This is a genomic window from Paenibacillus pedocola, from assembly GCF_031599675.1.
GTDB lineage: Bacteria > Bacillota > Bacilli > Paenibacillales > Paenibacillaceae > Paenibacillus_AQ > Paenibacillus_AQ pedocola.
In genome coordinates this window covers 3,688,724-3,713,243 of record NZ_CP134223.1, presented here as the reverse complement: position 1 = coordinate 3,713,243, position 24,520 = coordinate 3,688,724, and the positions used below count along the sequence as shown (strand labels likewise).

The window sequence follows — 24,520 nt, the reverse complement described above, 5'->3', positions numbered from 1 at the left end:
TATACTTTCTACTAAGAGGGCTTTCACCAGGTAGTGAGTTTTGGCAAGCTGAAGCCAAAACACGCATGCGGGGGGAAGCCTCTTTGTGTCATCTAAATAATTTAAATGAAAAGGATGATATAGGATGAGCAAGCGTATAGTGATTACCGGTTTCGGAGTGAAGGTTCCGAATGGCGAGAATAACGAAGAATTGCTTCATCATCTGATCAGCGGAGAGTATAAGTTTTCATTAAGGAACGAGATTACCCCAAACCGGGAGGATTTACTGATCGGTGAGGTTGTACAGGGACTTGGAGAACTGGAGGACAAGCACTACAGGGCATTACCCAGGATCGCCAAATTGGCCATTAGTACAACTTCAGAAGCACTCGAGATGGCAGATCTGGATTTGGAGGACAGCGGGACTTCTACTGGTATATTTATGGGAACAACAATGGGAGGAACCACACCGCTCGAAGAAATGGCCTTGATTTCATCGGCAGATAAATTCAGAGAAATGCCGGTCTATTGCTGCGGACTGGTGCATTATCATAGTCTCGCTGCTTCGGTCTCCAGTTTTTTTCACTTGAAGGGGATAACCAAAACGGTGACTACGGGCTGCACTGCCGGAGTGGAGGCTGTGGAGGATGCAATGATGTACTTGCAGAACGGCAAGATCAATACCGCCATAGTCGGTGCGGCGGACAGCAGCAATAACAAAGTAACCGTATTCGGATTTGGTAAAATCAGAGCACTGCCGTTTAATCAACAGGCAGAATATGCAGGCTCCCCCTTTAGCAAAAGAAGCAAGGGCTTCCTGTTATCGGAAGGAGCGGCAAGCCTGATTTTGGAGACTGAAGAACATGCCTTGGCCCGTAAGGCAACTATTTACGGATATATAGATGCCGTAGTGACCAACAATGACGCTGAATCCATCAATGGGCATGATCAGACAGGCAGCAGCATGAAGCAGGCTGTGAGCAGTGTACTGGGGCAAAGAATCCCGGATTATTATAACAGCCAGGCGATGGGGTATGCCGCCAATGACAGTATTGAAGATATTGTCTCCCGGGATCTCTTTGGACATGGTGTTCCCTTAACCTCAATCAAAGGACTGATCGGCCATCCGTTCAGCGCGAGCGGACTGGCGCAAATCATTGCTTCGCTGCTTGGATTTCACCATCAGTTTATCCCCCGTACAATCCGGACCGATCAATGGGGGTTTGAGCATCTGCCGCTGATTACGGAGACCCTCCTGAAACCCTCCGCAGAAGTGCTGATCACTTCTCATGGTTACGGAGGTAATAATGCTGCTGTATATTTAACCAAAAGTTAAGGACGCAGCAGCACTTTACGTTAGGGTCTACCCTTTTGCAGTCTGAAGTTGCTCCACTTTTGCGCGCCATTTTCTGGCCTCATGCTTCTGATTGTTCTGCTCACAGAGATGCGCGATCCGCTCGTAGGCATCATATTCTTCCGGATTGAATAATAATACATATTTTAGGCAGGCGATGGCTCCTGTGTAATTGCCCTGGACCGCCCAACTGTCTGCCAGATGATACACCAGTGTACTCAGCTGGATTTCCAGGCGCATTCTAAAATTCAAATTCCATTCCTGGTTCAGATTGCGGAACATATCTTCATGGATATGCTGGAAAATTTCCTGAATCCGCTTGTCTTTCTGTTCCGGGTTTGTCTCCTCAAGCGCTTGTTTAGTAAGGTCCAGCAGTGTCAGCAAATCACAATTCACCGGAGCCTGCAGTGAGATTTGCTGGTTGCTGCTGTAAATGAGCTTCGTCTCGTCATTATTCAGCAGCTGCTTCAGATGATTCAGGCAGACCCGTAGCTGATTCCGGGCTTTGACCGTCTCCATATCTTTCCACAGATCCTCACACAGCTGGTCCCTCGTTACGTTAGGAGTCAGCAGCAGATAGATGAGCAGCTCCTTGGCGCTTCTTCTGCCCCAGCCGCTGAGGATCTCCGAATCATCCACAAACACTTGAAATGGCTTCAGCAGGACGACCTTTAGGCGGGAGGCAATGACCTGCTGCTCCTGATCAGTGTCCACCAATCCCAAGAACTCCGCATGCAAATCCATTAATAAAGGGTCCAGGGGTGCCCGGTGGCTCCATTCACTGGCGAAGAACATCTTGATCTGCTTGTACGTTTCCTCAGGCTGGTCATAGAACACCATGTTAGACGAATTATAGATCGTCATAAAGCGGCAGTTTGGATTGGCTGAGGCAATCAGGCTGGACAGGTATGGCGGATACATAGGGTCACGTTCACCGGTCAACAGCAGGGTTGGACCTGTGTGCTGTTTGAACATATCCATAATATCGCTGTGCGCACCGGCAAAGAAATCGAGCAGTTCAACATAGACTTCCAAGGTTACTCTGGAGAAGGCCTCATACAGCTTGCCAATCTCCGGGCTGCCCTGCCGGAAAAGGGTCACATTCGGAATAACATGGTCGGCTAAGGTACGCATGGACTGATGCTTCATTAGATCTTTTCGGTAATCCGCATATTTGTAGGCCGTATTGGTTGAATTAAAGAGCGGCAGGGATAACAACACATTGCTGCGCACTTTTTCCGGATATGCTTTGCTGTAATAAAGCCCGATAATACAACCCGCTCCATGGGAGAGAATATGGAACTGGCCAATCTCCAGATGCTGCACAAGCGCATGCAGGTGTTCGGTATACAGGGAGGCCAGCTTAGCTGGATCAAGGTCTCCCGTCCCGCTTAACCCGTGTCCTCTGAAATCATATCTGAGAGTATGATAATCTTCCATCATATAAGGGATGATCCGGTCCCAGCATCTGAGGTCAAACCCCATCCCGTGAATAAGCACAAGTGTCTCGGTTTCGGGGCCTGGCTGCTTGGCTTGAGCATATTCGTAATTAAGTTTAAAACCATTTTCCAAAATATACTCCATCTCTGTACTCCTCTGCACGCCTGCATAGTCTATCTATGGTTATTATAGCGAAAAAAAGTTGTTATTTTATCATAATATGCTGATTATTGTAGAAAAGTGTAACGTAAATGTAACGGTGTACTGTTAAAATTGGGCTAAGGTATTTTAGGGGAGGTTGATTTCAAGAAATGAGGATGTTTTTTATCTGTGTCAAAAATTCCAAACTGGATCTAGTCTATATGCGTATGTACTTCCGCCGTTGATAGATAAACCTGATTAATTCTAATAAGAACCTCCTTACGGATTCCGGTAGGGAGGTTTATTTGTATGCGGATTCAATTCCCGGCGGGAAGTAGAGGCTCTTCTAGAGGGCAGATGGATTAGGCTCCATTATTTATGCTATAATTTTTAATTAGCAAGATTATTTTGCTATGATTTTATTGATAATGCTTCATTCATAAAGGACGTGAACATATGACAATGGGGAATAACTCACCGGACTTAAAATCCGGCAAGGGCGGTTCGAAGGATTACTCGAAATATTTTGATTTTTCTGATGCCAAAGTCATCAGTGAAGAAGAAGGCAAGACCACTTATAGAATCAAAGGCCGGACGGTGCAGATTAATTCCAATCCCGACTACAAAGAAGGCAAACGCAGAGGGAAGCAGGAGATAGAGGTTATTCATTTTGATGATGCGAAAACGACCCGGATTATGGAGCAGTTCCGAGAACTGAACAGCCATAAACAGCATTATTACTCTATTGCCACTTACGGCTGCCAGATGAATGAGCATGATACCGAGACGATGAAGGGTATGCTGGAGCAAATGGGCTATCTGCCGGTAGAAGACCGGAACGATGCGGATATCATTCTGCTGAACACCTGTGCCATCCGCGAGAATGCCGAAGATAAAGTATTTGGTGAGCTGGGCCATCTCAAAACGTTGAAGCTGGAGAAGCCGGGACTGCTGCTGGGTGTCTGCGGCTGTATGTCTCAGGAGGAAGGTGTCGTTAACCGGATCATGGCCAAACACGGCTTCGTGGATATGATCTTCGGGACACATAATATTCACCGGCTGCCGCAGATTATCAAGGAATCGCTGTTCAGCAAGGAGCTTGTGGTAGAGGTCTGGTCCAAGGAAGGCGACATCATTGAGAATCTTCCGAAAAAGCGGGAGGGAATGCGCGCCTGGGTTAATATTATGTACGGCTGCGATAAGTTCTGTACGTATTGCATCGTGCCGTTTACCAGAGGCAAGGAGCGCAGCCGCCGGCCGGAAGATGTAATTGCCGAAGTGCGGGAGCTGGCCCGTCTGGGCTTCAAGGAAGTGACCTTGCTAGGGCAAAATGTGAACGCATACGGTAAAGATTTTAACGACATTGACTATACATTCGGGGATCTGATGGATGACATGCGGCTGATTGATATTCCGCGTATCCGCTTCATGACCTCCCATCCCCGTGATTTTGACGATAGATTGATTGAAGTGCTAGGCAAAGGCGGCAATCTGACAGAGCATATTCATCTGCCGGTGCAGTCGGGAAGTACGGCGGTACTTAAGAAAATGAGCCGTAAATATACCCGGGAAGCTTACCTAGAGCTGGTTCGCAAGATCAAAGCAAGTGTGCCGAATGCAGTGCTGACGACCGATATTATCGTCGGCTTCCCGGGTGAAACCGAGGAACAATTTGAAGACACACTGTCGCTAGTCCGCGAAGTAGGTTATGATATGGCGTATACCTTCATTTATTCTCCCCGCGAGGGAACACCGGCAGCCGCGATGGAGGATAATGTTCCGCAGGAGGTTAAGAACGGGCGCCTGAAGCGCCTGAATGACCTGATTAAGGAACAGAGCCGGGTCAGTAACGACAGGATGCTGGGTGAGCTGGTAGAGGTGCTGGTAGAAGGAGAGAGCAAGAATAACGCAAACGTGCTCTCCGGGCGCTCCAGAGCCAACAAGCTCGTTCATTTTGAAGGTCCGCGGGAGCTGATCGGCAGCTTTGTACAGGTTAGAATTACAGATACCAAAACTTGGTACATTAAAGGGGACTATGTGGCGGAAGCCGCAGCTGTTCTCTAAATTATAGCGAAATGAGGCGATGTTAGTGAGCCAGGAAAACCCGAGTGTGAATAAATATGGCATGCAGAGCTTCAACACCCGTGATCTGATTGTGCGTGAGGATATTATGGGCAAAGCGAAGGAACTCGCTTCACTGATTTCGACAAGTGAAGAAGTGCGGCATTTCCAGCAGGCCGAGCTCAAAATCCAGAATCACGAGCGTGTGCAGGGGCTAATTGCCACGATTAAGAAGAAGCAGAAGGAGATTGTCGCCTTTGAGAGCTTCGGCAATAAGGATATGGTAGCGAAGATTGAACAGGAAATCGAAGTCCTGCAGGATGAAATCGACGGGATTCCGGTCGTGAATGAGTTCCAGCAGAGCCAGAGCGATATTAATTACCTGCTGCAGCTGGTTATTTCCGTAATCCGGGACACTGTGTCAGAGAAAATCAATGTGGAAGCCGGAACAGAAGCGCCGCCGTCCACATGCGGAGATTAAACCATTATCGGAGGGGCGGATGCAGATCCGTCCCTTTATTTAAATATAAATGCGGCAGATTTGTTGATTTTCGAAGTTCAGGTTTGGTACATTAAAAGATACGAACAGCAAACAAAAGCTGCGGCAAAGGATGATCTAAAGTGAGCGAGAATGTGGAACAAACCTATAACGCCAAAAAGTACCGCACCCCGGACGGAGTTCCGGCCGACATTGTGATGTTCACTTTGACTAAGCGGGAACGGAAGACGGTCACCAAGACACTTCCCCTGCGCGAACTAAAGGTAATGCTGATCCGGCGGAAGAAATGGCCATGTGCCGGAATGTGGGCCTTACCGGGCGGTTTCTGCCAGGAAGATGAATCTATATATGATGCAGCAACACGTGAGCTGAAAGAGGAAACCGGTGTCGACGGCGGACACTTGGAATACCTTGGCGTGTACAGTACGCCTGGCCGGGATCCGCGCGGGTGGATTATCAGCCATGCTTTTTTTGCGCTGGTGGAGGAATGGATGCTGGAGCAGAGACAAGCCTCCGATGATGCGGGTGAGGTTGGACTGTTTACGCTTCAGGAAGCCCTGGAGGAGCTGGAGCTGGCTTTTGACCATCATGACATCATCACTGATGCCTACCTGCGGATTCAGCAGCAGATGCTGCAGACCACGATTGCCCGGCAGTTTCTGCCCCGGCATTTCACATTAAGCGAGCTGTATCAGGTAATCCAGACGGTAGTGCCGGAATTCAAAGAGCCGAATTTTATCCGCAAAATTACTTCAACACGCAGCCGTCAGGGTATATTAAAGGAAGTACGGGATGAAGCCGGCAATCCGGTCAGCTCAAACCAGTACTCCCAGCGCCCTGCACAGCTGTATATGTTCACAGACCATGAGCCGTTATTGTCTATCTATACGTAGGAAGATGTCTGGTAACCGGATAACCCTTTAACCCAGCCTTAAGGAGGCCAGTATAATGAAGGCATTGATCGTGATAGATTTCACCAATGATTTTATTGACGGCAGTCTGCCTGTCGGGCAGCCGGGGATTGAGATTGCACCAAGAGTCAGCGAATTGACCAGGCAGTTTGCAGAGAACGGCGATTACGTGGTGATGGCTGTTGATCTGCATGAAGCAGATGATTCGTATCATCCGGAGAGCAAGCTGTTTCCGCCGCATAATCTGCGGGACAGCCGCGGCAGGGAATTGTACGGCACTTTGAAAGACATATATGAGGCTAACCGGTCTTCGATCTATTGGATGGACAAAACGCGCTACAGCGCCTTTAGCGGGACCGATCTGGAGCTGAAACTGCGCGAACGCGGCATTACGGAGCTGCATCTTATCGGCGTATGCACCGATATATGTGTGCTGCATACCGCAGTGGATGCATACAACAAAGGGTTTGATCTCATCATACACGAAGACGCTGTGGCCAGTTTTAACCCGGACGGGCATCTTTGGGCACTGGGGCATTTCCAGGGCAGTCTTGGAGCGAAGGTTGTTACCGCCGCACAATAGAGAGAATTTAGGAGATGAGGACTTGAGGAGAGAGCTTGCTCTACATACCGATAAATATCAGATCAATATGATGTACGCCCACTGGGTGAACGGAACGCATAAACGCAAGGCAGTATTCGAAGCCTACTTCCGCAAACTGCCGTTCGGGAACGGCTTTGCCGTGTTCGCGGGTCTGGAGCGCATTGCCCAGTATATCAGTGACCTGCGCTTTACCGAAGATGATGTCCGCTATCTATCCGAGCAGGAAGAGAATTATGCGCCCGCGTTTCTTGAGGAGCTGCTGCAGTTTCATTTTCAGGGGACGATCCACTCCATGAAGGAAGGGGCGCTCGTCTTTCCGGATGAGCCGCTCGTACGGGTTGAAGGAACAATTATGGAGGCCCAGCTTGTCGAAACGGCGATTCTCAACTTCATGAACTATCAGACACTGATTGCTACAAAGGCCTCACGGATCAAGCAGGTGGCTCCCGGCGATATCCTGCTGGAATTCGGAACCAGGAGAGCGCAGGAGGCGGATGCGGCGGTATGGGGCGCACGGGCGGCTTATATCGGCGGTTTTCATGCTACCTCTAACATGCTGGCCGGAAGAATGTTCGGCATTCCTACCAAAGGAACACATGCACACTCCTGGGTGCAGAGCTTTGCAAGTGAGCAGGAAGCCTTTGATGCCTATGCCAAGGTAATGCCGGATGGCGTTACCCTGCTGGTGGACACCTTCGATACACTGCGCAGCGGTGTGCCGCATGCCATCAACACTGCCAAGAAGCTGGAAGCACAGGGTAAGCGGATGAACGGTATCCGGCTCGATAGCGGAGACTTGGCCTATCTGTCTATCCAGGCGCGCAAGATGCTGGATGAGGCCGGCCTGGACTATGTTAAGATTGTCGCCTCTAATGATCTGGATGAGAATACAATCATGGACCTCAAGCTGCAGGGTGCAGCCATCGATACATGGGGGGTGGGAACACAGCTTATCACCGCTTCCGACCAGCCTTCGCTTGGCGGCGTGTATAAGCTGGTTGAAATTGAGTCGCCTACAGGTGAAATGATACCGACGATCAAAATTTCCTCCAACCCCGAGAAGGTCTCGACTCCCGGCAAAAAAGAAGTGTTCCGCATTGTCGGAACCAATGGCAAGGCGATGGCGGATTATATCAGCTTCCCTGAAGAGGAGACTCCGCGCAGCGGCGGCCGCATTAAGCTGTTCAATCCGCTGCATCCGTATTTGCGCAAGAACGTCGACAAGTATGAGGCGCTGCCGATGCTGGAGCCGATATTTGTGAACGGATTCCAAGTCTACAAGCTGCCTGCGCTGGATGAAATCCGCAGCTATCACCAGGAACAGCTTGATTTGTTCTGGCCGGAGTACCTGCGCAAGCTGAATCCTGAGGTGTACCGTGTAAATCTCAGTGAAAAGGTATGGACGCGGAAGCAAGAACTGATCGCAGAGCATATGCAGCAGGATATTGAGTAGAAGTTTTGTTGTCAGAGGCTAATTAAAGGGGCTGTCCTTCCGCAATCAAGACATGCAGTGAAGGACAGCTTCTTTATGCCATATTCTGGACGTTTCATATATTGACAGGAATAAAATGGAAGACTATATTTAGCATGTCAGCAAATTTATTTTTTTGCTGTGAAAGTTTAAACGCTTTAACTTTCAGGATGGTTAAGAAAAACCCCATTCCGAATAGAGGGAGGTGTGCGAATCCGGTTTTGCCTGTTTCATTGCTTCATGAATTCTTTTGCTTAAGCATTTGCGTTCACAGCCGATACCCTGTGGTGCACGAAATACCCCCCGGAGGCTGACCAAACATGAGGAGTGAATCGTTATGAACAAGCAAAACAAGTGGAAGCCGGGCTGGAAAAGCTTCATTATCTTATGTCTGGCGCTGTTCATTCTGCCGGCCGGTTCTGCACTGGCTGCCGTCAACAAGCCGTTTCCGCAGCACACCACCTATACAAGCGGTACCATCAAACCGAATAATGTTACGCAGACAAGTATGGACAATTCGGTCAAGGCGAAGTGGAATGAATGGAAAGCTGCATATCTGAAACCGGCTGGTACCGGAAAATACTATGTTAAATATAATTCAGACGGGGAAACCGTGTCCGAAGCCCACGGTTATGGCATGCTCTTTACAGTGCTGATGGCCGGGTATGACACCAATGCACAGACGTATTTTAACGGTCTATATAATTATTACACCGCCCATCCCAGCTCCATCAATCCCTATCTGATGTCCTGGAAGCAGAACAGCAGCTTTCAGAATATAGAGGGGGAGGATTCCGCTACTGACGGGGACATGGATATTGCTTTTGCGCTACTGCTTGCAGACCGGCAATGGGGCAGTGCGGGCACGGTCAATTATCTGCAGGCTGCGAATAATGTCATTGGAGCCATCATGGACAATGAGATCAATCAGACGCAGTGGACGATCCGTCTGGGAGACTGGGCCAACAGCGGCTCTTACAACACGGCTACACGGCCCTCGGATTTCATGCTGGATCACCTGAAGGCATTCAAGGCGGCAACCGGTGATGCGCGCTGGACCAGTGTAGCCGATAAAACGTACACCATTATAAACAGCCTGTACACGGGCTATAGTGGGGGCACTGGTCTGCTGCCTGACTTTGTGGTCTATTCCGGAGGTGTCTATAAACCGGCAGCAGCCGGCTTTCTGGAGGATGCCAATGACGGGAATTACAACTATAACTCCTGTCGTACGCCATGGCGGATCACTACAGATTATCTGATTTCCGGTGATAATCGTGCGCTTGCCCAGCTTACGCAGCTTAACAGCTGGATCAAGACCAAAGTAAACAGTACGCCTGGAAACATTAAAGACGGTTATAAGCTGAACGGTACAACGTTTGGCAGCTATAACAGCGGAGCTTTCTACGCTCCCTTTGGAGTAAGTGCTATGATCTCTTCAAGTAACCAAAGCTGGCTGAATTCACTCTGGAGCCATACGGCCGGCAGTGCTGCTGAAGATTACTACGAGGACAGCATTAAGCTGTTTTCAATGATCGTGATGTCCGGCAACTGGTGGACTTATTAGAGTCAGAAAAGACCCGCTCGGCAGCCCATCTCCGGATGGGCTTATTTATATTTCCGTAAGTTAACAGACCCCTACTGTGATATAAATCATGATTAATGTGATAAATTTAACATCTTAATTTTTAATTTTATTGCTAAATTAAGGTTGGTCTTGTATTCACGAAACCCTTGGGAATTGAAGGATTACACACAATTTTCACATTTTGCCATTTCTATGACAGATTACTTTCTCTCTAAGTAACGCCGCACTGTCGCATATAAAGAAACCAATTGAAATCCATAAATAATTGTGATTCCCAAGGCGTGGAAAATGCAAGATTTATCACATTCGCAACAGTTATTATCACGTTACAATCAATGAAAAAGTCAAAAGGATGTTATTATTCTTGACACTCAGGAAGGGGTTATGTCGGTGGTACAATTACCAAAAGTAAACGATCTCGGATTTTTTGAGATCCGGCTGGAGTCCATTGGAGGACTCGGCGCTAACCTGGCCGGTAAGATGCTCGCGGAAGCGGGAGTCGTCGGAGCAGGACTGAACGGCGTCAGCTTCTCGTCTTACGGTTCGGAGAAAAAGGGCTCTCCTGTAAAGGCCCACATCCGGTTCTGTGATTTGAATACGCATATCCGTGATACTTCGCCGGTAGAGCGTCCCCATGTGGTTGGTGTATTTCACGAAGCGCTTGCCAAGACCGTCAATGTGACCAGCGGAATCAATGAAGACAGTACTGTTCTTGTGAACTCGGCCAAGACGCCGGAAGAACTCAAAGAGCTGCTGAAAATGAAGGCTGGTACCATTGCCGTGATCGACGCGACAAGCATCGCACTGAAAGAGAAGAACCGTGTAAACATGGCCATGCTAGGTGCGCTGTTCCGGCTCTGCCCGTTCCTCGATACCGAAACTATGAAGGGTGTTATCGAGAAGTCGCTCGGCAAAAAATATCCGCAGGCCGTGCAATCGGCGATTACGACCTTTGACCGCGGCTATAACGAAGTAAAGTTTATGCACTTCGAGCTTGCGCCAGGAGACAGCATGCCTGAATATGTACGTTCCGACATTTCGTCGCTTGGTTATGAAACCCAGCCGATGGGCGGTACGATTATCAATCCGGGCAGCAGCTTCCTGAAGAACCTGAGCATTTCCCGTTCCGGCATGATTCCGGCTTATGAGAACGAGTCCTGCATCAACTGCGCACAGTGTGATACCGTCTGTCCGGACCAGTGTTTTGTCTGGGAAGAACGGCTTGACCGCAAGGGACGTTCACAAATGTTCCTGCTGGGTATCGATTATCAATATTGCAAAGGCTGCCTGAAATGCGTTGGCGCCTGCCCGACCTCGGCACTGTCCAGTATCCGTGAGAAGGAAGGCTACGCTGACAGCCACACTGTGCATCATACATTTGATCTGGTCACGCAATTATAAATCTGGTAAGAAAGGCGGAATGAACAATGGCTATTGATTATGAAAAAGAAGTAGGCTCTGCCAAAGTAGAGCAGAAATTCCTATATGAATCAGGTAATGAGATGGCAGCCTACGCTGCGCATCAGATCAACTATCATGTCATGGGGTATTTCCCGATTTCACCATCGACGGAGGTTGCCCAGTTCCTCGATACGATGAAAGCCAGCGGCCAGCATGATATTATGCTTGTTCCATCCGACGGCGAGCACAGCTCAGCAGGGATTTGTTACGGCGCCTCTACCGCAGGTGGACGCGTATTTAACGCAACCAGCGCGCAAGGATATATGTTCATGCTTGAACAGCTGCCTGTACAAGCCGGTACGCGCATGCCTATGGTCATGAACCTGATCTGCCGTTCGATTTCGGGACCGCTGAACATTCACGGTGATCACTCCGATTTGTATTTTGCACTCAATACCGGCTGGCCGATTCTGATGTGTCGTGATCCGCAGTCCGTCTACGACATGAATCTGATGGCACTGAAGCTGGCAGAACATGCGAAAGTCCGTCTTCCGGTCATGGTAGCTTCTGACGGCTACTTTACATCCCACCAGAAGCGCCGTGTGCAGGCTTTTGCCCACCGCGAAGATGTTCACAAATTCGTAGGCGAGCAGCCGCCGGTTGGCTTTACAGATACATTAGACCGTAACAATCCGGTCACAGTCGGTCCATATATGAATGAACCGGATTATATCAACAACCGTTATCAGCAGTCGGTGGCAATGTACAATGCCGGAGAAGTATTCGAAGAAATCGCCCAGGAATTTGCTGAGCTGACCGGACGCCACTATCCTATGATTGAGCAGTACCGGATGGAGGATGCTGATGTGGCGGTCTTCCTGATGAACTCTGCGTCTGAGATTATTAAGGATGTCGTGGATCAGCTGCGCCTGCAGGGAATCAAAGCCGGAGCCATCTCACCGAATATGATCCGCCCGTTCCCGCAGAAACAAATTGCTGAAGCATTGAAGAATGTCAAAGCAATCACTGTGGGTGACCGTGCGGATTCTGTCGGCGGACACGGCGGCAACATGGTAAATGAGATTAAGGCTGCACTATTCACCTACGGCAATACAACCACTAAGGTGATCAGCCGGATTTACGGTTTGGGCGGTAAGGATTTCTATGCCGAAGACGGTCATCATTTCTTCCAGCTGGCTATGGATGCTGTCGTAGCTGACCGTGTAGAAGTGCCATTTGATTATTATGGACATAATCCTGGCGAACCTGACAAAGCACCGCAGCGCCTGCTGAAGCCGATGAATTTCGACTTGCTGAAGACAGGGCTGATTACAGTTACTAAGAATGAAGAAACTGGCAAGCTGGCCGTGAAGGTTCCTCCGGTCCGCAGCCTGATGAAGAAACCGAGACGTCTGTCTCCGGGTCACGGCGCATGTCCGGGCTGCGGGATTTTCTCGGGTCTTGAATTATTCTTCAAGGGAATTGAAGGAGATATCGTCGCGCTCTACCATACAGGCTGCGCAATGGTAACCACGACCGGCTATCCTTATTCATCGCATAAATCGACGTTTATCCATAACCTCTTCCAGAATGGTGCAGCAACGCTGTCCGGTGTGGTTGAAATGTTCTGGGAACGCAAGCGCCGCGGTGAGCTGGACGGGCTGGGCCTGAAAGATGACTTTACCTTCGTCATGGTAACAGGTGATGGCGGTATGGACATCGGGATGGGGCCAGCCATTGGTGCTGCTTTGCGCGGACACAAAATGATCATCGTCGAGTACGATAATGAAGGTTATATGAATACAGGTGCACAGCAGTCGTATTCGACACCGCTCGGCCACCGTACTTCTACTTCAAGTATCGGTAAGACCCAGCAGGGTAAATTAACCCAGCATAAGGATACAGCCCAGATCATGGCGGCTACCAATATTCCTTATGTGTTCACCGGCTGCGAAGCGTATCCGCAGGATCTGCTGAAGAAGGCTGCAAAAGCCCAGTGGTATGCACAGAATGAAGGCCTCGTCTACGGCAAAATTCTGATCGCCTGCCCGCTGAACTGGATGTCCGAGGACAAGGATGGCACGGATATTGTATCCTTGGCTGTTGAATCCTGCTTCTTCCCGCTGTATGAGGTGGAGCATGGCACAACGAACATTACGTATAATCCGGAAGACAAGGACAAACGTGTTGAAGTCTCCGCCTGGCTGAAGACGATGGGCAAAACCCGCCATCTGCTTAAGCCGGAGAACGAACCGGCACTTCGCAGCTTCGAGAGTGAAGTTCAGCGCCGCTGGAGCCGGCTCAAAGCGAAACATGAGCATCCGGATCTGTAAGCTGGAAGCCAATTAGACTAGCAACTCTATAATATTGAACTCAGCCCGGCAGATATTTGCCGGGCTTTTAAATGTACTCGAAAAAGTTAAAATCGCCTATTTATTAAAACACTTTTATAAAGTATTATATAAAGCGGGGTGAACAGGATGAAAAATATTGGCGGCAATGCGCTGGTTATCAGAGAAGTGAATATTAATCTGGTACGTAAAGAATTGAAAGAGCAGGGGCAGGCGACGAAGCGCCTAATAGCCGAGAACACGGGGCTTAGCATTGTTACAGTAGGTACAGTGCTGCAATATTTGGTGGAGCAGCAGGAAGTGAGGGAGGGGGACATGATTTCCTCCAGCGGGGGCAGGCCGGCTCAGCAATACATATATAACGACGAACATTCACTGGGCCTGATTCTATTTCCTTATGAAGAGGATAGCGGGATTCAGATCCGCAGAACGGTCGTCACCTTGTCGGGCCGGCGCCTGCAAGATGTAAGTATACCAGTGACCCGGATTGATCTTAGCAGCTTTGAAACGCTGATTGACGAGGCTATGCAGCAGTATTCATCCATACAGGCGATAGGTTTCGGTCTGCCGGGAGCGGAGATCGACGGGAAAATGCTGGTCTCTGACTATATCGCTCTGCGCGACATTTCTGTAACAGAGCACTTCAGGAACCGTTACGGCAAACCGGTTGTTCTGGAGAACGATGTTAATGCTGCAGTCATCGGGTACTGTAACAGATTGCAGGAAACCAGAGAATCTTCTGTAGTGTATATGTATTTTCCGGACCGTTTTGGACCGGGGGCAGGAATATACATCAATGGCAGACTGCATAAAGGCAAACGGGGCTTCGCCGGTGAGGTAGCTAATATTCCGCTGGGTATTCCGTGGGGGGATCCCTCGCTGATTACCTCGTTCGAGCGGATTACCGAAGCAATTGCCAAACTGACAGCTGCGGTCAACAGTGTGCTGAATCCTGATCTTGTGGTGCTTTACGGAAGCTTTTTAACGGATCATCATCTGCGCTCGGTAGTTGATCAGTGCAGCTTATTTTTACCGGACAGTACCGTTCCGGACATCCGGATGACCGAAGATTTTACGGCAGACTATTTACAGGGCATGATCGTGCAGACCCTTCGGACACTTGAACCGGGCCTGCAATTAACCAAATCTGAAACGTAGGTGGGAGATCAAATGGCAACATTCTTTCTAATCATAATTTATTTGGCCTTTATCAGCTTAGGACTGCCGGATTCGATGCTTGGCGCAGCCTGGCCGATTATGCGGCTGGATTACGGGGCACCTGTAGAAACTGCGGGGCTGCTATCGATGGTGGTTGTGGGGGGGACGATTATCTCCAGTTTGGCCAGCAGCGCTGTGCTGCAGCGTCTGGGCACGGGCAAGGTTACTTTTATCAGTGTCGCTGTAACAGCTCTTGCGTTATTGGGATTCTCATATTCCTCTTCTGTTATCTGGCTGGCTGTGCTGGCTTTGCCGCTGGGACTTGGAGCCGGTTCCATTGATACCGGTCTGAACAATTATGTGGCGACTCATTATAAAGCGCATCATATGAGCTGGCTGCACTGCTTCTGGGGAATCGGTGCCATGCTCGGTCCAATCCTTATGTCTGGCTATATCTCGAACGGAGATTCCTGGAGAAAAGGCTTTTTAACAGTCAGCCTGATTCAGTTTGCATTAGTGATCCTGCTGTTTGTAACCTTGCCTTTATGGAAAAGAACAGAGAATATTGGCCAGGAAGCGGCAAAATCTGGAGAATCTGCTGAACCCGCGGGTACGGACCGCAATGTTTTGAAGATCAAAGGCGTAAAACTGGCAATGATCACCTTCCTGTTCTATAGCGGCGTTGAAGCAACGCTTGGATTATGGGGGAGCAGTTTTCTGGTCAATGCCAAGGGTCTGTCTGCAGCAACTGCCGCCGGCTGGGTCTCACTCTATTACGGGGGAATCACTGCCGGGCGGCTGATTACCGGATTCATTACTTTTAAATACAGTAACCGTGTTTTGATTCGTGCAGGCCTGGTGATTTCACTGTTAGGTGCAGTGGTGCTGGCGTTGCCGCTTCCGGCGGTATTTTCGTTAATTGGCTTTATTCTGGTTGGTCTGGGGTCGGCACCGATTTTCCCTTGTATGCTGCATGAGACTCCAGCCCGGTTCGGCAAAGAGAACTCCCAGAAAATTATGGGCTATCAGATGGCGCTGGCTTATACAGGCGGGGCCTTCCTGCCGCCACTGCTGGGGTGGATTGCTGCACGGAGTACCTTCATGATTCTGCCGGGCGCCATGATCGGCTTTATTGTAGTCATGTTGATGAGCTCAGAGCAGATCAATACGCTGATGAAAAAGAAATTGCAGCATTTTAGATAAAAAAAGGTTAAACTGGAATCGATTTCTGACGAGTCTGACACGAAGGGGTGCAGTAAGATGAAGAAGCCGGTGAATTGGCAGGATGGGGTATGGAGCAATCAGCCGCAATCCATAATGGAGCAGGGCGGGAGCATGGTTGTTGAAGCAGTAGAAGGCAGTGATTATTGGGAGAAAACAATGTATCAGTTCCAGCATGACAACGGGCACGCGCTGCTTGCCGCCTGGGAGGATTCGTGTGCGGTTGAAGTCAGTTTTGCAAGCGGGAGTCTTACAGCGTTATATGACCAGGCTGGGATTATGCTGTGGCATAGCCCCACAGAGTGGATAAAGGCCGGAATTGAGCTAAATGATGGCGTGCCGCATGTCGGTGCCGTTGTAACGGATGAATACTCGGATTGGTCCTTGTCCCCTGTACCTGAATGGACTGGAGAGAATATCACCATCCGTGCCTCACGCTTAGAAGATGCCGTTATCCTCAGAGCCAGAACGGATATACATCCTTGGCGTACGATTCGTGTTGCCCGCTTTCCGTATAAGACGGGTGTGCAGGCTGGTCCGCTTCTCTGTGCTCCGACGAGGGCTGGGCTCAGCGTTGAATTTACACGCTGGGTGACTACCCTGCCTGATACGGATGTTCATGAAGAACCGCCGAGGGATTAACTCTATGAACAAGTGAGGCTGTCTGCCGGAAGTTAAGCAAAGCCAGCGGCTGCATACTATAGCTATTACTCAGCCATCCTAGAATAAGAGGATTTAACATTATTCTGGCTGAGAGGTGGATATTCATGAGAAATCAAATGCTACTATTACTCACTGTTGCATTAACTGCTGGAATCCTATTTAAAGGCAGCGGCCAGCATGATCGAATCATAGAAGTGCATAGGCTTTCTTCCAGCAGCCACGCCGCTCTGCTCCATACCTCCATGAAAAAGGAGAAGGGCAAATACACCAGGCAAGCTAAAGAGCTGTTTGGCGGACTGCTGGATCACCTGGAGAGTCATTAAGCTCAATTGATCACATAAACTTCACGATTTAAGGGATTGATCTTTAGCAGTGTGTTAGGTATATTAATACAAAGTAAATCAATTGGTATTTGTTAGATTAGCTGAGCGGTTAACCGCAGGCCGGTAATAGCATCCGTACGATGCTGTGCCGGCCTTTTCTTATATTAGTGAATGTGAATTTTCTCACAATACTGTTGCAGCTGCCACAGCGCTTAACGACATCAGGAGAATATACAGCTACCACAGGATTGGGCCGACTGGACCACAATCCGGAGGTCAAACCATAGGCACCTAAGAGGTGGCGGTTTGGCCTCTTTGTGTATTGGAAACAGCGGGAGGGGATGGAAGTGACATGGAGAGTTGCTGTAGGCAGCGGGGATGATTATATGATTGATCAGCATTTTGGGCGGTGTGACCGGTTCCTGATTTATGAGCTTGAAGCTGATGGGATGTTCTGCTGTACTGAAGACCGGAACTGTGAATGGCATTCTACAGCTCAAGGAGGACATGAGGAGTCAAGCCTGCAGGCCAAGGCGCAGCTTCTAAGCGATTGTTCGATTGTGTTGGTGTGCCAGATCGGGCCTGGAGCGAAGGCGCTGCTGCACGAAAATGGAATTGTGGCGATGGCTGTTCGGGCACCAGTCGAGCAGGCACTCAGACGGCTGAATCAATTTCTAAGGTCGGGGCGGGAATCCATCCTGCAATAATTCTAATAACAGCAAAGGAGCATCAGACATGGCAAAAAAGATCAAGCAAATCGCGATTTACGGCAAGGGGGGAATCGGCAAGTCGACAACGACTTCCAATATTAGTGCGGCCCTATCTATAGCAGGCTATAAAGTTATGCAGTTCGGATGCGATCCGAAAAGCGATTCCACGAACACCCTGCGCGGCGGAGAATACATACCGACAGTGCTAGATACGCTGCGGGACAGTCATTCCGTAAAGGCTCAAGATGTAATCTTTGAAGGGTTCAACGGCATTTATTGCGTAGAGGCAGGGGGACCTGCACCCGGTGTCGGCTGCGCCGGACGCGGCATCATCACGTCGGTTTCACTGCTGAAGCAGCAAAGAGTATTCGAAGAGTTGGATCTGGATTTTGTAATTTATGATGTGCTGGGCGATGTGGTGTGCGGCGGATTTGCCGTGCCGGTGCGCGAAGGGATCGCTGAGCATGTTTATACCGTGACCTCAGCGGATTTCATGGCCATCTATGCAGCTAACAACCTGTTTAAGGGAATTCAGAAATATTCCAGGGAAGGTGGGGCGCTGCTGGGCGGAGTCATTGCCAACTCAATCAATGCGCCCTATGCCAAGGAGATTGTTGATGATTTCGTGAAGCGGACCGACACACAGGTGGTGGAATATGTCCCCCGTTCCGTAACAGTAACCCAGAGTGAGCTCCAGGGCAAAACCACGATAGAAGCGGCTCCCCAGTCAGAGCAGGCAAAGGTATACCAGCGGCTTGCGCAAAGAATCGCGGAGCATACCGAATCGAAGGTGCCAGCTCCGCTGGATACCCATGAGCTGCGACAGTGGGCGGCGGATTGGGGCAAGCAGCTGGTTGCGCTGGAGTCCGGACTGATTGCTCCGGCGGCAGCAGGAAATCTGTAGCATACGGGCTGAAGAGAGGAGGGAACAGCTTGGCGGATGTTCAGCGGCATCCCTGCTACGACGAACTGGCGCATGAGGTTTTCGCCAGAATGCATGTAGCGGTGGCTCCGAAATGCAATATCAACTGCAACTACTGCAACATCAAATACGATTGTGTGAGCGAAAGCCGCCCGGGCGTGGTCAGCCGGGTGCTTAGCCCGGAGGAGGCGTACCGGAAAGTGCAGCTGACTGCGGAGGTACTGCCCCAGCTGACGGTTGTCGGCATAGCCGGGCCCGGTGATCCGCTGGCCAATCCAGTGCAGACCTTAGAAACCTTCCGGCTGCTGTCTAAGGGCATGCCGGATGTGCAGCTCTGTCTCAGCACGAATGGCCTTAAGCTTCCGGACTATGTGGAGGAAATTGCCGGATACGGCATCCGGCATGTCACCGTGACGATGAATGCAGTAGATCCTGGAATCGGCGGGCAAATCTATCACTCGATATTCTACCGGGGCAAGGCATACCGGGGAGCAGCTGCGGCAGATATTCTGATCTCCCGGCAACTAGAAGGAATCCGCTTAACGGCGGCGCAGGGTATTAAGGTTAAAGTCAATTCAGTGCTGATTCCTGGTGTGAATGACAGGCATCTGCTTGAGGTGACCCGGGCAGCAAAAAAAGCGGGGGCTTTCTCGCATAATATTATGCCCCTGATCATTTCACCAGGCAGCCGTTTTGAGCAGGACGGAAGAGTTCCGCCTGATCCCAGGCTGACACTACAGGTGCAAGAGGATTCTGCCGACCTGATGCCGGTCATGCGGCACTGCCGCCAGTGCCGTGCCGATGCGGTTGGTCTGCTCGGTGAGGATCGCATCGGGGAAGAGATTCTTACCAAACAGACCGTATACTCTCCGCAGGAGCGGGAACTGGAGCTGGTAAGGCTGGACAGCAAACTACAAAGCCGCCGGGAGCGGCGCGGGCGCAGCAGCTCCGGCGGCGTAGTAACAAGGATAGCGGTCGCGACCAGAGGCGGCGGCAAGGTGAATGTGCATTTTGGGCATGCCAGGGAATTTCTGATCTATGAGGTTGACGGGGAAGCCTCCCGGCTGCTTGGCGTCCGCAAGATCCAGGCGTACTGCAACGGGACGGCAGCCTGCGGTGAATCTGAACCTGACACTATTCTTAAGGAAACGGTAGATCTGCTGGGGGATTGCAGCATGCTGTTCTGCTCAGGAATCGGCGCGCTGCCGCGGGAAACCCTGCGTAAAGCAGAGATTATTGCTGTGGTGACCAAGGAAGAGATTGACACCTTGCTATTGAAATACGGAAGGTTACTGTCTTATTTTTCATCGGGGGCCGTTCATTAAAAAAAGAAGAGAGAGAAGGAGAACGATGGCTGAGAAGAAACTGGGTTTTGACACGTTGAAGGTACGCGCCGGTTACGATTCAAGGGAGCATAATTATTCAGTGGCTGTACCGATTTATCAGACGGCCTCCTATGATCTGGGCAGCGTGGAGCGTGGAGAGAAATTATTCGGCATGACGGAGGCCGGGTATCTGTACACCCGCATCGGCAATCCGACGGTTGCTGTGTTGGAACAGCGGCTCGCCGCACTGGACAAGGGCACGGGAGCGGTAGCTGTAGCCTCCGGTATGGCTGCGGTGGCCTACACGCTGCTTAATCTTGCGGAGGGCGGGGGCAGGATTTTGACCACTCCGCGGCTGTACGGGGGTACGTTTGATGCACTTAATCATCTGTATCCACGATTTGGGGTACATGTGGATTTCGTGGAGGATTCGGATGATCCGGCTTCCTTCAAGAGCGCGATTAAGAGCGATACGAAGGCGATTCTGATCGAAAGTATCAGCAATCCGAATTCGACCATACTCGATATCGAGGCTATCGCCGAGGTTGCGCATGAGCAGGGTATTCCGCTTGTGATCGACAACACTTTTGGCACACCGTACTTGTTCGATTCCTTTGCTCATGGAGCCGATATTATCGTTTACTCTGCTACCAAAGCTATCGGCGGTCATGGCACTACGCTGGGCGGCGTCATTGTAGAGAACGGCAAATTCAATTGGAATAACGGCAAGTTCCCACATCTGGAGGAGCCGCAGTATTTACTCAGGGATCAGGAGAGCGGGCGGGAGCGAAGCATTCTTGAGGTTTTCCCGGAGGCCCCTTTTACAGCGAGGGTCCGGCTCAGCTATCTGGCTTACTTTGGAGCTTCACTTAGCCCCTTCGATGCCTTTCTGTTGATTCAGGGGACAGAAACCTTGTCGGAGCGGATATCCAAGCAGGTGTCGAATGCGTTGCGGATTGTCGATTACCTCCAGAAGAGTGATAAAGTCAGCTGGGTGAGCCATCCGGCGGCGGAAGGTAATCCCTATCAGGCCTTGGCGGAAAAGTATTTTCCTAAAGGTGCGGGTTCGATTTTCACCTTCGGCTTCAAGGGCAATGAGCAGCAGCTCAAAAGCTTTTTGAACGCCGTGGAATTGTTCAGTTATCATGCCAATGTAGGTGATGCGAGATCGCTGATCATTAATTCTCCGAAGACGACGCATGGCGAGCTGAATGCCGAGGAACAGGCGGCGGCGGGAATTGCTCCGGAAACGATCCGTTTGTCAATTGGGCTGGAGGATGCCGATGATTTGATTCAGGATTTGGAGCAGGCGTTCGCCAAGGCTTTTGTTGAAACTTTAGTATAAGAGAAGCTTGAAACTGGGGAGGAAGAGAAACGGTTATGAATAATAAAAAAAAGCTGCCGGCAATCCTGCTGGTTACCTCGGCATTGGTGGTAGTAACCGCCTGCGGCAACAATACTGCAGAGAAAAATAATTCAACTAACAACCATAATCATACGTCTAATACGGCTGCCGCGACAGCGAAAGCTCCGACAGGCAATGCTGCGGCTGGTAACAGCGGAAATGCGGCCAAGGCCAGCTATAAATACGGCAAGCTGAAGATTCAGGCGCTGAGCGGAGCGGTGTGCGGTGCACCGAGCTATGTGGCGTATGAGAAGGGCTTTTTTGCTGAGGAAGGCCTTGATGTAGAGCTGGTCAGCGGTTCGATGGATACAATGAAAACAGGGCTCACAACAGGTGAATTTACAGTGACCAACGGTGACTTTGTCTGGTTTACATCCATCCAGCAAGGACTTGATCTCAAGGTAATCGGCGGACTGCATCACGGGTGCATTAAGCTCGTCGTTCCGCCGGGTTCGGACATTAAGACTGCTGCTGACCTGAAGGGCAAACGGATTGGGGTTGACGAAATCGGCGGTGTGCCGATGGCGGTTGCCAGTGTCGTTCTGACCAATGCCGGTCTCGATCCGCAAAAGGATGTGCAGTGGCTGGCGTATCCGTTGGATCAGCTTCAGGAAGGCGTCAAAAAAGGCGAGATCGACGTCTACGCCGCTTGGGACCCGTTCGGTAAGCTGGCTGAAGTGAATAACGGTTACACGGTTCTGTCGGATATCTCCACCGATGCCAATTTTGCCGGCAAAAGCTGCTGCTTCCTGTATGCCTCGGGCAAAAAAATCAAGGAAGACCCGGAGCGCGTCGCAGCCATCGCCAGAGCCTATCAAAAAGCAACCGCCTGGATCGCCGAGCATCCGGAAGAAACTGCCAAGCTGGAAATTGAGAAGAAATACGTGGCCACTGATGATGTGAAGCTGGTGACGGATTTGATCGAAAGCTATCATTTTAATTTCACTACGGATGCTGCCCAGGAAGATGTGCGTTACTTCGTGAAGCAGTTCAGTAAGACCGGCTTCCTCAAAAAGGATACCGATCCGGAGGAATTCCTCAAGACCGCTTATTATGATGTGTTCGGGGCTGTGAAGTAGCAATAAACTGCGATAGACCTTTAAGGAGGTTAGCCGATTTATGAGCATTGTGGACCACAATCTGGCGCTGGTTGAACCTTCGCGGGAGATATTGCGTCGTCCTGCCGGGCTCCGCACCGGCTTGCCGATTATCTCCTTCGGGGTTGCGCTGGCAGTCAGTCTGGTGATTCCGGCGCGGCAAGAGGTGGAGCTGCTGCCTTACCGGATCGTATTGCTCGCCTTTATCGTTTTTTTCGCGCTCCGCATCCCGGTTGCCAGACTGAATGATAAAAGATGGAACAAAGCGCTGTATGATTCGCCGTTTTATTTTGTACTTGGGCTAGTACTATCGCTCTGGGATGTACTTAGTACGAAACTGAATTTGTTGCCGCTGCCGTTCGTTCCGGGTTTGGCGCAGATTGTCTCAGTGATGGTTGAGGACGCCAGTACCCTTTTGCTTAGTACAGCATATTCCTTGCGGCTCTTAGTCATCGGTTTTCTGATCGGCAGCTTCCTGGGCATTGTGCTTGGCGTGCTGATCGGCTGGTACCGTAAGTGGAGCTACTGGCTGTTTCCGGTGCTCAAGGTGATGGGAGTTATTCCGGCAACCGCGCTGATTCCGATTGCGATGATTCTCGTTCCGTCCAGTTTCTATGCGGCTGTGCTGCTGATTGTGATCGCGGTCTGCTTTCCGGTCGCTTTTATGACCAGTGTCGGCATTGCAAATGTACAGAATACGTATTTTGAGGCGGCACGGACGCTGGGAGCGGATGAGCGGTTTCTGATATTCCGGGTGGCGATTCCCGGAGCAATGCCTTCGATCTTCAGCGGAATCTATACGGCGACCGGCATTTCTTTTGCCACACTGGTGGTGTCTGAAATGATCGGGGCGAGAGCGGGGCTCGGATGGTACATTAACTGGGCTAAAGGCTGGTCCAATTACGCTAAGGTCTATGCATCGATTATCATTATGGCGGTGACCTTCTCGATCGTTATGGCGATTATTTTCAGGGTCAGGGACCGGGTGCTGAAATGGCAGAAGGGGCTGGTGAAATGATTAAGAATGCCGTGGAAGCGGCTGAAGATGCGAAAGAGGCGGAAGGTACGAAAGATGCGAGAAACACGCAAGACGCAAAAGGCGCGGTAAATATCCGCCGGGTCAGCCGCATTTATGAAGAGGAGTCCGGTCATAAGGTAGAAGCGCTGAAAGAGGTGAATCTGGATATTTTGCCGGGCACGTTCGTGTCCATTATTGGTCCGAGCGGCTGCGGCAAAACAACACTGATGCGCCTGATCGCCGGACTGGACGAATGTGCAGCCGGTGAAATCACGCTCGACGGTGCCCGGATTTCCGGCACGCATCATGAACGGGGATACGTATTTCAGCAGGCTAACCTGTTCCCCTGGATCACCATCCGCCAGAATATTGCCGCCGGGCTGAAGGCCCGGAAGGTGTATAAGGAAAACCGCAGCAAGCCGGATGAATATCTGGACATGGTCGGGCTGCAAGGATTCGGTAATGCCTACCCGCATCAGGTCTCGGGCGGGATGGCGCAGCGCGCTTCCCTGGCCCGGGCCCTGATTAACGAACCCAAGGTGCTGATGCTCGATGAGCCGCTGGGGGCGCTGGATGCTTTTACCCGGATGAACCTGCAGGATGAGCTGCTCCGGCTGTGGCGGCTGAGAGGCACGACAATGATTCTCGTAACCCATGATGTGGATGAAGCGGTGTACTTAAGCGACCGGATTGTTATTATGTCGGCAAGACCGGGACAGATCAAGGAAATTGTAGAGGTGGGAATGGAGCATCCGCGTGATAGAGGCAGTTCGGAGTTTATCCGCCTGCGTTCCAAAATCCTGGAGATCCTGCATTTTGCCGGCAGCAGCAAGAGTCTGGAATATTACTTGTAGGCCTGGAGGTCAGGAAAGGAGAGA

The 24,520-nt window shown here is 50.5% G+C and carries 21 protein-coding genes; 20 read left to right on the top strand and 1 reads right to left on the bottom strand.

Features of this window, described 5'->3' with window-relative positions:
• Window positions 1-124: 124 nt before the first annotated feature.
• Window positions 125-1,315 carry a beta-ketoacyl-[acyl-carrier-protein] synthase family protein gene (locus QU597_RS16310; protein ID WP_310828965.1) on the top strand — a complete coding sequence of 397 codons (1,191 nt, stop codon included), beginning with the start codon at window positions 125-127 and terminating at the stop codon, window positions 1,313-1,315.
• A 27-nt stretch (window positions 1,316-1,342) separates the two neighbouring features.
• Here the strand turns inward: QU597_RS16310 and QU597_RS16305 are convergent, their stop codons facing one another.
• On the bottom strand, window positions 1,343-2,917 hold the full coding sequence (locus QU597_RS16305; RefSeq protein WP_310828964.1) for an alpha/beta hydrolase: 1,575 nt from the start codon (window positions 2,915-2,917) through the stop codon (window positions 1,343-1,345).
• A 453-nt stretch (window positions 2,918-3,370) separates the two neighbouring features.
• On the opposite strand from QU597_RS16305, the gene miaB reads away from it, so the two are divergent.
• The 19 genes from miaB to QU597_RS16210 all read left to right on the top strand — a co-directional run bounded on the left by miaB (window position 3,371) and on the right by QU597_RS16210 (window position 24,496).
• Complete coding sequence (gene miaB, locus QU597_RS16300) at window positions 3,371-4,978, top strand: tRNA (N6-isopentenyl adenosine(37)-C2)-methylthiotransferase MiaB (protein WP_310828963.1); 1,608 nt, start codon at window positions 3,371-3,373, stop codon at window positions 4,976-4,978.
• Between the two features lie 61 nt (window positions 4,979-5,039).
• Entirely contained in the window at window positions 5,040-5,456 is a 417-nt protein-coding gene (locus tag QU597_RS16295; RefSeq protein ID WP_370656270.1) for a YlbF/YmcA family competence regulator, read from the top strand.
• 140 nt (window positions 5,457-5,596) lie between these two features.
• Window positions 5,597-6,367 carry an NUDIX domain-containing protein gene (locus QU597_RS16290; RefSeq protein ID WP_042177372.1) on the top strand — a complete coding sequence of 257 codons (771 nt, stop codon included), beginning with the start codon at window positions 5,597-5,599 and terminating at the stop codon, window positions 6,365-6,367.
• A gap of 55 nt (window positions 6,368-6,422) precedes the next feature.
• Window positions 6,423-6,968, top strand: a complete 546-nt coding sequence (locus tag QU597_RS16285; RefSeq protein WP_310828962.1) for a cysteine hydrolase family protein — start codon at window positions 6,423-6,425, stop codon at window positions 6,966-6,968.
• Window positions 6,969-6,990: 22 nt separating this feature from the next.
• On the top strand, window positions 6,991-8,442 hold the full coding sequence (locus QU597_RS16280; RefSeq protein WP_369698822.1) for a nicotinate phosphoribosyltransferase: 1,452 nt from the start codon (window positions 6,991-6,993) through the stop codon (window positions 8,440-8,442).
• Window positions 8,443-8,797: 355 nt separating this feature from the next.
• The gene (locus QU597_RS16275) at window positions 8,798-10,027 is read left to right on the top strand and encodes a family 8 glycosyl hydrolase (RefSeq protein WP_310828961.1); all 1,230 of its coding nucleotides are present in this window, start codon (window positions 8,798-8,800) and stop codon (window positions 10,025-10,027) included.
• Between the two features lie 411 nt (window positions 10,028-10,438).
• On the top strand, window positions 10,439-11,449 hold the full coding sequence (locus QU597_RS16270; RefSeq protein ID WP_310828960.1) for a 2-oxoacid:acceptor oxidoreductase family protein: 1,011 nt from the start codon (window positions 10,439-10,441) through the stop codon (window positions 11,447-11,449).
• A gap of 26 nt (window positions 11,450-11,475) precedes the next feature.
• On the top strand, window positions 11,476-13,782 hold the full coding sequence (locus tag QU597_RS16265) for a thiamine pyrophosphate-dependent enzyme (RefSeq protein ID WP_310828959.1): 2,307 nt from the start codon (window positions 11,476-11,478) through the stop codon (window positions 13,780-13,782).
• 147 nt (window positions 13,783-13,929) lie between these two features.
• Window positions 13,930-14,958 (top strand): ROK family protein, encoded by a 1,029-nt coding sequence (locus tag QU597_RS16260; protein ID WP_310828958.1) that lies wholly within the window; start codon window positions 13,930-13,932, stop codon window positions 14,956-14,958.
• Window positions 14,959-14,970: 12 nt separating this feature from the next.
• On the top strand, window positions 14,971-16,161 hold the full coding sequence (locus QU597_RS16255; protein ID WP_310828957.1) for an MFS transporter: 1,191 nt from the start codon (window positions 14,971-14,973) through the stop codon (window positions 16,159-16,161).
• 57 nt (window positions 16,162-16,218) lie between these two features.
• On the top strand, window positions 16,219-16,821 hold the full coding sequence (locus QU597_RS16250; RefSeq protein ID WP_310828956.1) for a DUF1349 domain-containing protein: 603 nt from the start codon (window positions 16,219-16,221) through the stop codon (window positions 16,819-16,821).
• Window positions 16,822-16,946: 125 nt separating this feature from the next.
• Window positions 16,947-17,165 (top strand): hypothetical protein, encoded by a 219-nt coding sequence (locus QU597_RS16245; protein ID WP_310828955.1) that lies wholly within the window; start codon window positions 16,947-16,949, stop codon window positions 17,163-17,165.
• Window positions 17,166-17,512: 347 nt separating this feature from the next.
• Complete coding sequence (locus QU597_RS16240) at window positions 17,513-17,872, top strand: NifB/NifX family molybdenum-iron cluster-binding protein (protein WP_310828954.1); 360 nt, start codon at window positions 17,513-17,515, stop codon at window positions 17,870-17,872.
• A 28-nt stretch (window positions 17,873-17,900) separates the two neighbouring features.
• Window positions 17,901-18,779 (top strand): nitrogenase iron protein, encoded by an 879-nt coding sequence (nifH, locus tag QU597_RS16235; protein WP_310828952.1) that lies wholly within the window; start codon window positions 17,901-17,903, stop codon window positions 18,777-18,779.
• Window positions 18,780-18,808: 29 nt separating this feature from the next.
• On the top strand, window positions 18,809-20,122 hold the full coding sequence (gene nifB, locus QU597_RS16230; RefSeq protein WP_310828950.1) for a nitrogenase cofactor biosynthesis protein NifB: 1,314 nt from the start codon (window positions 18,809-18,811) through the stop codon (window positions 20,120-20,122).
• 25 nt (window positions 20,123-20,147) lie between these two features.
• Window positions 20,148-21,467 carry an O-acetylhomoserine aminocarboxypropyltransferase/cysteine synthase family protein gene (locus tag QU597_RS16225; RefSeq protein WP_310828949.1) on the top strand — a complete coding sequence of 440 codons (1,320 nt, stop codon included), beginning with the start codon at window positions 20,148-20,150 and terminating at the stop codon, window positions 21,465-21,467.
• Between the two features lie 35 nt (window positions 21,468-21,502).
• A complete protein-coding gene (locus tag QU597_RS16220) occupies window positions 21,503-22,606 on the top strand; it encodes an ABC transporter substrate-binding protein (RefSeq protein ID WP_310828948.1) in 1,104 nt (367 codons plus the stop codon).
• Between the two features lie 40 nt (window positions 22,607-22,646).
• On the top strand, window positions 22,647-23,642 hold the full coding sequence (locus tag QU597_RS16215; protein WP_310828947.1) for an ABC transporter permease: 996 nt from the start codon (window positions 22,647-22,649) through the stop codon (window positions 23,640-23,642).
• A complete protein-coding gene (locus tag QU597_RS16210; RefSeq protein ID WP_310828946.1) occupies window positions 23,639-24,496 on the top strand; it encodes an ABC transporter ATP-binding protein in 858 nt (285 codons plus the stop codon). The genes QU597_RS16215 and QU597_RS16210 overlap by 4 nt, the downstream gene beginning before the upstream one ends.
• Window positions 24,497-24,520: the final 24 nt, after the last annotated feature.